Below are 9,016 nucleotides of genomic sequence, written 5' to 3'. Positions count from 1 at the left end.
GTGGTGGGCCGCCGCCGGCGTGCGGGGCTCCGAGACCTCGAGGTCCCGACGAGACGGGTGTGTTGGTCGGCGAAAAAGCGACCTGCAGCGGCGGACAGGGTGGGTGCCCGGGTTGGGTTCGCCGGGCGTGCGTTCTTGAGTGGGTCGGGAGGCTTCCGGCGGCCGTTGCACTTGTGGTTACGGGTGGCCGGTGCGGGGCCGGCCAGAGTCGATGGTGGGCCGCCGCCGGCGTGCGGGGCTCCGAGACCTCGAGGTCCCGACGAGACAGGCGTGTTGCTCACCGAAAACCGGCTGGCAGTGGGGGAGCGGGTGGGTGGTCCGGTCGGGTTCTCCGGGGGCCTTCCAGAGTGGGGCGGGTGTTTTGGGGGTATTTGGAGGGGGTTGGGGTTCTAAACCGGATCGCGGTGGGTGGTTGTGGGCTTCGGGCTTTGGTGACCTGCGGTTTTGCGTGGGTGGGGTGGAAAGTCGGATGTCGAGTGCCGGTTTCGTGCGCTTCGGCCTTCTCGACGCCGGTGAGGGGACCGAAACTGCCCGGTCGGGCTCGGCTTCGGGCGCTGTACCCTCGCGGAGGCCGTCGAGCCGACCGAAAGTGCCCGGCGGGGGCCGAAACCGGATCCCGAGGCATCTCAAACGCTCCCTCTTCGCACTGACCTGCGGTTTTCTCTCACGTCGAGGCCACGGCACCTCACGCCGTCCGGTTTCGTGAACTCCCGCCCCCACACGCCCAACCGCACCTCGAAATGCCCTTCCCGACCCACCCGGGAAGGCTCGCCGGCGGACTCGACCCGACCGCCCTCACTGCTCCCCGCTGCCGGCCGGTTTTCGCCGAGCAACGCGCCCATCTCACGGGAAGCCCGAAGTCTTGGAGCCTCGCACGCCGGCGGCGGCCCACCATCGACTCTGGCCGGCCCCGCACCAGCCACCCGCAACCCAAAGCGCAACGCCCGCCGGAAGCCGCCCGGCCCACTCAAGAACGCACGCCCGGCGAACACAACCCGAGCACCCACCCTGTCCGCCGCTGCAGGTCGCTTTTTCGCCGACCAACACACCCGCCTCGTAGGGGTCTCGAAGTCTCGGAGCCCCGCACGCCGGCGGCGGTCCACCGCCGACTCTGGCCGGCCCCGCACCGGGCACCCGCAACCACAAGCGCAACGCGCGCCGGAAGCCGCCCGGCCCACTCAAGAACGCACGCCCGGCGAACACAACCCGAGCACCCACCCTGTCCGCCGCTGCAGGTCGCTTTTCGGCCGACCAACACGCCCGCCTCGTAGGGGTTTCGAGGTCTCGGAGCCCCGCACGCCGGCGGCGGTCCACCATCGACTTTGACCAGCTCTGCACCGGCCACCCGCAACCCAAAGCGCAACGCGCGCCGAAATCACCCGGCCACTCGGGAACGCACGCCCGGCGAACCCGACCCGAGCACCTACCCTGTCCGCCGCTGCAGGTCGCTTTTTCGCCGACCAACACGCCCGCCTCGTAGGGGTCTCGAAGTCTCCGGGCCCCGCACGCCGGCGGCGGTCCACCACCGACTCTGGCCGGCCCCGCACCCGCCACCCGCAGCGCATCCGTTGAACGCGACCGGACCGGCGGCGGCTGCGGCGGCTATGGATGCTCGCGTCCCGTCTCAGCGGGGGATGTCCACCGGGGGCAATACCTCTGCCGTGGCGGTGAAGCGGGCCGGGGTGGCGAAGGTGGTGTCGGTGGGTGGGGGTTCGCGGTGGTCCTCGGCGGTGGTGGAGCGGCGCAGGACGACCAGGGTCGTGATCGGTGGGGGTGGGGCGTCATGGGGGAGGAAGCGTTGTTCGGCGACGCCCGCGAAGGCCTCGCGCGCGGTGGTGGACGGGTCGGGGGCGGCGTACTCCAGGATGTCGGCGCCCAGGCGGCGGCCGGTGTTGCGCAGGTGTAGGTAGGCCGTGGTGCAGGTCTCGCGGGCGGGGGCGCCCGTGGCCGCCGCCAACGCGCGCTCGTAGGCGGCGTGTACCTCGGGTGGTGTGGCGGCCGGGGTGATGCCGAGGATGTCGTATGGGGAGGGTTCGGCTGCGGGCATGCTCCGGGCTCCGAAGGGGTGGGGAGGGGGCGGGGAGGGGGCGGGTGCGATGGGGGGTGGCTTCGGTCAGTAGTAGCCGTGGATTCGGGAGCGGACCTCGTCCAGGATTTCCCGGGTGCCGTCCGTCGGGTGGTACTCGTGGGCCCGTTCCAGGTGTACCAGCGCGGTGTGGTTGTGGCCCATGTTCGCCTGCCGTACCCCCTCGTTGTGCAGCGCGAGGGCCAGGAGGCGGGTGTTCTCCGGGGTCGGCTCGATCGCCTCCAGTGTGCGGATCGCGTCCTGGTAGCGCTCCTCGCCCAGGTACACCGCCACCAGCGCGTCCCGCAGCCTGGGCTCCTCGTGCTCGCCCAGCGCCGCCGACAGCACCTCGATCGCGTCGTACGCACGGCCCTTGGCCAGCAGGTCGTAGCCCCAGTCGACGGCCACCACCACCCACGCCTCGCGCAGCGTGTCGATCTCCAGACCGGCGCCGATCTCCTGCCGCAACAACCGCTCCGCGACCTCGTAGTGCCGCGCGTAGTAGTGGTTGAACGCCAACGCCCGGCGGGTGGGCGGGTCGTCGCCGTAGTGCCGGGCCTCCTCCAGGAGCGTGATCGCCCGGTCGAAGTCCTCGTCCCGCTCACTCGCCCCGGCCGTCTCCACCAGCAGCGCGGCCACCCGCCGGCGGGCCTCGGCGGCCACGGAGTCGCTCTCGCCGTCGGGGTCGGCCAGCGCGATCGCCTCGGCCATCGCCGCCACCGCCTGCTCGCGGGCGCCCCCGCGCAGCGCCAGCCGCTCCGCGCTCAGGAACAGTGCGTTGGTCAGCCCGATCCGGCTCGCCTCGCCCGGGTCGAGCGCGAACGCCTCGCGCATCGCCCCGACCGCCTCGGCCGCCGCCGCGTCGGTGTCGGCCGCCAGCAACTCCATCACCAGCCCGCGCAACGCGGCGCCCGCCAGCGCCCGGGTCGCCGGATCCGCCGGGGTCAGCTCCAGCGCCTGCCGCACCAGCGCGATCGCGTCCCGATGCCGCCTGCCCTCGTGCGCCCGCCGGGCCAGTCGCGCGTACGCCCCGGCCAACTCCCCGCGCAGGCCCGGCCCGTCGGGAGCCAGCGCCCACGCGCGCTCCAACAGCCGCGCGGCCTCGTCCTCTTCGGCCGGATCGGCGGCAAGTGCCGTCTCGGCCGCGCGAATACCCACCTCGGCCGCCAACTCCACCGCCTCCGCCGGGATCGGCGCGGCCTGCTCCAGGCACTCCAGCGCCCGCGCCCACTCCCCGCGCCCGCCCAGATCCCGCGCCCGGGCCAGATGCGCCCGGGCCAACAGCGCGGCCACCCCCGGCGTCGCGTCCGGCCCGGCCAGCCCCGCGAGTCCGGTCAGCCCCGCCACCGCCTCGTCGAAGCGGCCCACGTCGATCAGGTGGTGGTACATCCCCAGCGGCCCGAGCAGGTCGCCGGTGTGCGGATCGGCGGCGGCGCGCACCGTCTCGGCCAACGCCCGACCCGCGTCCGAACCCTGCTCCGGATCGGCCACCCGCGCCAGGAACAGCGGCCCGCACACGATCGGCGCCGGCGCCGGATCCAGCGCCGCCACCCGCTCGGTCGCGGCCACCTCCCACGCCCAGTGCAGGTCCAGCCGGCGATACAGCGCGGCCACCGAGCCCTCGCTGTGCGCGGCGCGCTCGCGCAACTCCAGGAACACCCGCTCGATCTGCTCCTGCCGCGCGGCGTGGATCTGCTCGGCGGAGATCTCCCGCCCGGTCCGCGCCTCCAGGTCGAGCCAAAACCTCGGGCTGTACAACACCGTCGCCCACGTCCCGCAGACCAGCCGCCACAGCCCGGTGGTGTGCCCCGCGTCGCCCGCCTGCCCGGCGCGCAGCGCGGACAGTGCCAGGCACTGCAGGTTGCGTACATCCGTCGGGTCGATCCGCTCCGACTCGAGGCGGATCTCGATCGACGCCCCGTGCCTGCCCGCCAGCGCGTGGGCGAGCGCCTGCCACGAGCGCAGCAGCGGTCGGGCCCGGCGCACCTCCGGCAACTCCGGTACCAGCCGCGCGGCCCGCTCCACGTCCGCCGACGCGGCGACCAGGTCCTCGCTGTGCGCCGCGGCCCGACGCAGATACACCCGGGCCGCGATCAGCCGGCCCTCGTCACTGGCCATCGGCCCGGCCAACAGCCGCTCCAGGCCCGCGAGCGCCGCGTCGTGGTCGCCCCGCTGCGCCCGCAAAAGCGCCAGCAGGTGATGCGCGGCCGCCCGCCCACCGTCGCCCGCCCACCGGGTCGCCTCGGCCTCCGCCGCCGCCCCCGTGCCCGCCAGATGCGCACAGGACGCCAACGCGGCCAGGACCGCGTCCACGCAAGCCCCGCACCGTGCCGGCAACGCGGCCGGCAGGACGCCGTGTTCGGCGCAATACGCCCGCCCGCACTGCCCGCACCCCGCCCGCGCCGACGCCGTGCACTCGGCCGCCTCGCAGACCGCCGCGTGCGGCTCCGGCTCGACCGGGCCCGGCACCACCAACGCCTGCCGATACGCCTCCGCCGCGTCCGCCCACCGCCGACCCCGCGCGGCGTGCATCCCGCGCACCGCCCACGCCGCCGGCTCCGCCTCGACCAGCGCGCCCAGCGACACCGTGCCCGCGCCGAGCGCCAGCCGGGCCAGCGGCGCCAGATGCCCCACGCGCGGATCGGCCAGCGGATCCAGCGCCGCCGACAACCGCACCGCCAGCGCCGGTTCGCCCGCGTACAACGCCGCGACCGCCAGGTGCAGCCGGACCCGGCGATCGCCCGGCACCAGCGCGCCCGCCGCGCCGAGCCGGTCCCGGGCGGTGGCCAGGTGCGCGCCCCCGTCGCGGCCGAACCGCAACAACTCGGCGCCCTCGCGGAACAACGTCTCGGCCAGCGCGGTCCGATAGCCGTCGTGCTCGGGAAACGCGCCCCGACACGCCTGCCAATGCTCCCTGGCGAGCGCGTGGTCCCCGGCGGCCAGCGCCGCCCGGGCCAGCAGATCGCGCGCGGTGGCCACATTGTGCGCGCGTATCGCGTCGTTGACCCCGCCCGGCGCCGCCCACAACTCGTCCGCGCGCTCCACCCGACCCTGCCGGGCGTAGCCCAGGGCCAGATGGAAGCGGGCCGACCCGGTCGGCTCGCCGCGCACCCGCCCCAGTACCTCGACGCCATCCGCGAGCCGCCCCGCCGCGATCCGGGCCGCCCCCAGGCGCACCACGGCCGGCGTCCAGTCCGCCCGGCGCGCCAACCCCTGCTCGTACGCCTCCGCCGCGCCCTCGTGCTCGCCCGCGTGCTCCCGGACCAGACCCAGCCCGAACCGGGCCGGCGCGTAGTCCGGGTCGAGCCGCACGGCGGTCTCGAACGCGCCCCGGGCGGTGGCCCATTCGTCCTCCACGACGGCCAGCTGCCCGCGCGCGTAGTGGGCCCGCGCGTCGCGCGGCGCGGCGGCCACCGCGGCGTCCGCGTCGGCCCGCGCCGCGCCGAGGTCGCCCTCCTCGCGATACGCGATGCCGCGGAAGAGCAACGCCTCGGCGGCCAACGGCGAATCGTCGTCCGCCCGGTCCAACACCCGCCAGAACGAGGCGATCGCGTCCTGCCGCAACTCGCGCCGCAACCGCACGCAGGCCTGCCGGTGGTGGGCGATCGCGCTGTCGTCGCCCGCCTCGATCGCGGCCGAGAACGCCGCGTCGGCCGCCGCCGGTTCGCCCGCCGCGCTGTACGCCCGCGCCAACAGGTGGTGCTGCGCCGCGTCCCGCTCGGGCACCGCGGCCAGATGCGGGATCGCCCGCTGCGCCTCGCCCTGCTCGAACAGCGCCCGGCCCAGGCCGAAGCGGGCCCGCGCGTGGCCCGGTTCGACCGCGACCACCCGCTCGAAACAGGGCGCCGCGGCGACGAAGTCGCCGTCCTCGTCGTGGAGCGTGCCCAGGATCAGGTTGGCCGCGACATGCCGGGGCCGGCCCGTCACTACGCGGCGCAACACCGGGACAGCCGCCGCCCGTTGCCCCCGGGCCAGCGCCAGGTCGACGAACTCCATCTGCACGTCGACGTGTTCGGGCATCAACTCGCAGGCCCGGCGCAGCGGCTCGAACGCCGCGTCGTCGTGTCCGAGCGCGTGCTGCGCCCGGCCCAGGCCCAGCCAGGCCTGGGCGTGGGTGGGGGCGAGCGTGCAGGTGCGGGTGAGCAGGCCGACGGCGGCCTCCAGGGCGGCGACGCGCTGCGCCTTGTCGGCGGGCGTGCGGCGCAGGTGGGTCAGCGCCATCGCGTACAGCACCTCGGGCCGCTCCGGCTCGATGGTGAGCGAACGCTCGAACGCGGCCAGCGCCTCGTCCGGGCGGCCCGCGTCGCGGTGCAGCCGGCCCAGCTCGTACCCGGTGGCCGCACGCGGCACCAGCCGGTCGGCCCGCTCGAACGCGGCGATCGCCTCGGTGCCACGGCCCAGGTCGCGCAGCGCGCACGCGCGGCCGTACACCGCCCACTCCAGCCGCGGCGCGCCCGCCTCGATCCGCGCCGCCAGCGCCTCCACCGCGATCAGCTCGGCCTCCGACGCCCCGGGGGCGACCACACACCGGGCCTCCAGGAAGTCGTAGGCGGGATGGTCGGGGTCGGTGTCGGTGCGGGTGACCAGGTCGACGCACAACGCGACCTCCAGCGACCCCGGATCGGCCCGCCGGGTCGCGTCGGCCGCGGTCAGCTCCAGCGCGCCGGGCGGCAGCGTGGTCAGCGCGAACGCGGCCCGGAAGGCGGTGAGCGCGTCGGCCGAGTGCCCCTGGCGGCTCGCCACCTCGCCGAGGCCGACCAGCGCCTGGCCCCGCGTCGCGGCGAGGCCGGTCGGTGCGCCCGGTTTGCCGAGCGCGTCCGCGACGCGCCGATAGCCGCGATCGGCCGCGGCGAGCCGTCCCGCCCGATGCGCCCCCTCGGCCTGGGCCAACAACGTGTCGGCGCGGGCGGCCACGGAGGCGGGCCTGCGCCGGAATGCGAACCACATCAGTGCGGCCACCAAGGCGAGGAGGGCCGCGACGGCGGCGAGAAGCGGGACCGTCATCGGGCGGCCCGCGGGGCATGCCGAACTTCGTCGATCAACGGGTCCCCCGACCGTTCAACCAGCACCGTTCAATCAGCACTTCATCCCAGCATCGAGCGCTCATGCTAGAACACCGGTCAGCCGACTTTCAGGTGCTTGCCGGGCCGGTTCCGATAAAATCCGGCCGCGTGCCGCTCCGGCGGTCCCGGCGCGGCGACCGGCGCCGACTACGCTCGGTGGCCATGACCAGCACACCGTCCCCGGATCGACCGACCGAGCGGGACTTCCGCCTGCTTCTGGAGCGGACCGGCGCCGACCTCCTGCCCGGCCTGACGGAGGCCGAGTTCGAGACCGTGGAGCAGGACTTCGGGTTCCGCTTCGCCGCCGACCACCGGTCGATGTTGTCGGCCGCGTTGCCGACCGGCAAGGGGTGGCCGAATTGGCGCTACGGCGGCGCCCGCGACCTGAAGGCCCGACTGGCCCTGCCCGCCGAGGGTGTGCTGTTCGACGTCGAGCACAACGCGTTCTGGCCGGACGCGTGGGGCGTCCGGCCGGCGCAGCTCAAACACGCGCTCAAGTCGGCGCGGTATCACCTGGCGCGGGTGCCGCGGATGGTGCCGGTGTACGGCCACCGCTACCTGCCCGGGACCGAGGGCCAGTGGGGTCACCCGGTGTTGTCGATGATGCAGACCGACATCGTGGTGTACGGCGCGAACCTGACCGACTACCTCACCGCGGAGTTCCTGGGCGGCGGCATCGAGTACGCGGAGCCGACGGTGCCGTTCTGGCGCGACCTGGTGTCCTGAGGCGGGTTCACGCGTGGTCGGGCCCCGGGAGCCAGTCCCGGGACGGGTCGTGGTCGAGCCAGCGGTCGGCGGCGCCCACCCGGGCGAACTCGCGGAGCAGGGCGTCCAGCCGCGGGTGTGGCCGGTCCGGGTGCCACAGCAGGGACCACGCGTACAGCGGGGTGGGCGCGACCAGCGGGATCGACCGTACGGCGAGGCCCTCGGGCAGCGGGCCGTCGGCGGGCAGCAGCGCGAAGCACGTGGGGTCGTCGCGCAGGTGCTCCAGGAAGGGCGTCAGGCCCAGGTTCGGTCCGGCCGCCCACTCGGCGATCCCGAACGCGGCGGCGAATCGGGCCAGGAAGTCCAGCCGGTCCACCGCCGCAGGGCACCACAGGACGCTGTCGCGCAGCTGACTCGGGCGCAGTTCGGCGGCGTCGGCCAGGGGGTGGCCGGGGCCGACGACGGCGTCCACCGGTTCGAGGCGGACCAGGCGATGGGTCAGCCCGAGCGGGGCGTGTCCGGGCAGCGGGTGTACCCGGCCGAAGCCGGCGTCCACGTCGCCGCGCAGGATCGCCGAGGCCACCGACGGCAGGTCGCGCCCGGCACTCGGCTCCAGGTTCAGGTCGGGGGCGGCGTCGAGCACCCGCGCGACGGTGCGCATCGGCGCGTACAGGTGCCCCCACACGTCCAGACGCAGCGCCGGCCGGGCGTCGCGGACCGCGCCGACCGCGAGTTCGCCCGCCGCCAGCGCCCGGCGGGCCGGGTCCAGGAAACGTGCGCCGGCCTCGGTGAGGGTGACGCCCCGGCTGCCGGCGCGGTCGACCAGCGCGGCGCCCAACGCGGCCTCCAGGCGGGCGAGCCGCTTGGACAGCGCCTGCTGGGTGATCGCCAGCTGCTCGGCGGCGCGGCCGAAGTGCCGCAGGTCGGCCACCGCGACGAATGCGCGCACCCGGGCGAGGTCCAGATCCATGCCGCTCACCATAGGTGACAACCGTTGGTTGTCGGGTGGGCCGGTCGGTTGTTGGACCGGCCGGTATGCGGCGGCGTTGTGTTGATCCCGACGGGGAGGCCGGGTCGGCGCACCCGGCCGGGACGTCCGGCGAGCGGCCCGAGGGCGAGCGGCCCGGCACACGGCGAGCGGTCCGGCACAAGGGCGGGGCGGCCCGGCACACGGCGAGAAGAG

4 protein-coding genes are annotated in these 9,016 nt (G+C 75.2%); 1 reads left to right on the top strand and 3 read right to left on the bottom strand.

Annotated features, from left to right (window positions below; genetic code table 11):
- Positions 1-1,624: 1,624 nt before the first annotated feature.
- Together ACFRCG_RS32795 and ACFRCG_RS32790 are read right to left on the bottom strand one after the other, a co-directional pair.
- Positions 1,625-2,047 (bottom strand): hypothetical protein, encoded by a 423-nt coding sequence (locus ACFRCG_RS32795; protein ID WP_380038187.1) that lies wholly within the window; start codon positions 2,045-2,047, stop codon positions 1,625-1,627.
- A 66-nt stretch (positions 2,048-2,113) separates the two neighbouring features.
- On the bottom strand, positions 2,114-7,069 hold the full coding sequence (locus ACFRCG_RS32790) for a tetratricopeptide repeat protein (protein ID WP_380038184.1): 4,956 nt from the start codon (positions 7,067-7,069) through the stop codon (positions 2,114-2,116).
- A 221-nt stretch (positions 7,070-7,290) separates the two neighbouring features.
- Here ACFRCG_RS32790 and ACFRCG_RS32785 point away from each other — a divergent pair, with 221 nt between their 5' ends.
- Entirely contained in the window at positions 7,291-7,854 is a 564-nt protein-coding gene (locus ACFRCG_RS32785; protein WP_380038182.1) for a hypothetical protein, read from the top strand.
- A 7-nt stretch (positions 7,855-7,861) separates the two neighbouring features.
- Here ACFRCG_RS32785 and ACFRCG_RS32780 read toward each other — a convergent pair whose 3' ends face one another.
- The gene (locus ACFRCG_RS32780; RefSeq protein ID WP_380038180.1) at positions 7,862-8,803 is read right to left on the bottom strand and encodes a LysR family transcriptional regulator; all 942 of its coding nucleotides are present in this window, start codon (positions 8,801-8,803) and stop codon (positions 7,862-7,864) included.
- Between the last annotated feature and the right edge of the window lie 213 nt (positions 8,804-9,016).

Origin of the sequence: Embleya sp. NPDC056575, assembly GCF_042793325.1 — a bacterium.
Lineage (GTDB): Bacteria > Actinomycetota > Actinomycetes > Streptomycetales > Streptomycetaceae > Embleya.
This window is presented reverse-complemented; position numbering and strand designations above follow the sequence as displayed.

Excerpts from the sequence above, each read along its gene's own strand:
- ACFRCG_RS32790 (WP_380038184.1), bottom strand. The coding sequence starts at position 7,069 with ATGACGGTCCCGCTTCTCGCCGCCGTCGCGGCCCTCCTCGCCTTGGTG.
- ACFRCG_RS32780 (WP_380038180.1), bottom strand. The coding sequence starts at position 8,803 with ATGGATCTGGACCTCGCCCGGGTGCGCGCATTCGTCGCGGTGGCCGAC.
- ACFRCG_RS32795 (WP_380038187.1), bottom strand. The coding sequence starts at position 2,047 with ATGCCCGCAGCCGAACCCTCCCCATACGACATCCTCGGCATCACCCCG.
- ACFRCG_RS32785 (WP_380038182.1), top strand. The coding sequence starts at position 7,291 with ATGACCAGCACACCGTCCCCGGATCGACCGACCGAGCGGGACTTCCGC.